At 66.4% G+C, this 1,963-nt stretch carries 1 protein-coding gene; it reads left to right on the top strand.

Translation table 11 applies throughout. The annotated features are described in order from the left end of the window. Positions 1-20 precede the first annotated feature (20 nt). Positions 21-1,963, top strand: a 1,943-nt coding sequence (locus AC2VOK_RS20900; protein WP_428902147.1) for an acyltransferase domain-containing protein, incomplete at its 3' end; no start/stop codon positions are given.

The following is a 1,963-nucleotide window of genomic DNA, read 5'->3' as shown; positions in this document are numbered from 1 at the left end:
ATACCGCCTTCACAGAGAGCATCCTGCGGTGCGATCGGGAGCTCTCGCACTACACGAACTGGTCACTGGTCGACGAACTTCGGGCCGACCAATCACGTTCTCGGATGGCCGAAACCGAGGTGGCGCAACCCGCCAACTTCGCCATCCAGGTCGCGCTCGCCGCACAGCTCGAACAGTTCGGGATCAGGCCCGACGCGGTGGTCGGGCACAGCGCCGGCGAGGTCGCCGCACACTACCTCAGCGGTGTCCTCACGTTCGAGCAAGCGGTGCAGGTGGTGTTTCACCGAAGCCGCCTGCAACAGCGCGCGAGCGGCCTGGGCCGCATGCTTGCCGTCGGAGCCGACGCCGACTCGGTCTTCCACGCGCTCGACGACGAGACTCGTGACGAGATCGGGCGGCGGGTGTCCGTTGCCGCAGTCAACGGCCCGTCATCGCTCACCCTCGCAGGCGATGGCGACGTCCTCGACGGTTTGGCCCGCCAGCTGGACGAGCGCAGGATCTTCCATCGTTTCCTGCCCGGCAACGTGCCGTATCACACCCACCACATGGACCCGTTGAAAGACGAGCTGTGCAGCGCCCTGAGCACGTTGTCACCCGCGCCGGCCACGATTCCGCTGTACTCCACGGTCACCGGCGAAGCGCTGGACGGGAATCTCGCCGGTGCGGCCTACTGGTGGCAAAACATCCGCGCCACAGTGCTGTTCGAGTCCGCGATACGACGTTTGCTCGATGACGGCTATACCCACTTCGTCGAGCTGGGCCCGCATCCGGTGCTCGCGGCGTCCATAGCCGAAACCGCCGCCACCCAACAGACGGACGTGGCCGTTCTGGCGAGCGCGCGGCGCAACGAGGACGACATTCGCACGCTGCTCGACTGCGTCGGCGAACTGCACTGCCACGGCCACCGGGTCGCGTGGGACGTTCTGTTCCCCCCGCAGGGAGCGCGACTGGCCAAGCTCCCGGTGTATCCGTGGCAATCCAGGCGTTATTGGAACGAGACGCAGGAAGCGGCGGAGGACCTGCATTACGAACCGGTGCACCCACTGCTGGGCCAACCGGTGGGCGGTGTTCACTCCACCTGGGAGGTGGAGTTGAGCACCGCCATCATCCCGTTCCTGGCAGATCACCGGGTGCAGGGGAGCGTGGTGGTGCCGGCGGCGGTGTTCGTCGAAATAGCTTTGGCCGCAGCGGAAGCCGCCTACGGATCGACGGATCACAGGGTGAACGACCTGAGGCTGCACCGGGCGCTCATCCTCGACGAAACCTGCGATCCCGTGCTCAGGACCACGCTCAACCGCCAGACGGGTGCCGTGGAATTCTCCGCGCTCACCGCGACGCCCGCAAGTGACCCGAAGTGGACGCTGACGGCGACCGCGGAGCTGGACACGTTGTCGTCGCCGCCCGGCTCTGACGATGCCCCGAGCAGGACGCGGCCCGCCACCACCGTGAGCAGCGACGACTTCTACGCCCGCACCCTGGCGCTCGGGTTCGATTACGGTGACGCTTTCCGGCTGGTCGGCAGCGTGACCTCCGGAACCGGCTGGGCAACAGCCGAACTGAGCATTCCACCTCAGATCGCCGACGACATCGACGGGTACCGATTCCATCCGGCACTCATCGACGGGGCCTTCCAAACACTCTTCGGCGCAGCGTCGTTCGGAGACGACACCGTCGGGGGGCCATACCTTCCCACGCGGGTCCGGCGCAGCGCAATCTATCGATCCCCGGAAAAGGCCATGACCGCCCATGTGCGCGTCACGTCGGTCGCCGCAGACGAAATCGAAAGCGACATCACCATCACGGGCGACGACGGCGGGTTGCTCGCCGCCTTCACCGGCTTCACCGTGCAATCACTGGGCGCCTCGTTGCGCATGTCTCCCGAACGGGTGGACAAAAGTCTGTACGAGGTTCAGTGGGTCGCTGCCACCGATGACCCGCACGACACGCGCGCCGACGCGGACCC

It is taken from the genome of Mycobacterium sp. TH-M116, assembly GCF_057473685.1.
The sequence above is the reverse complement of the archived record's forward strand: the minus strand, read 5'-3'. Positions and strand labels throughout refer to the sequence as shown.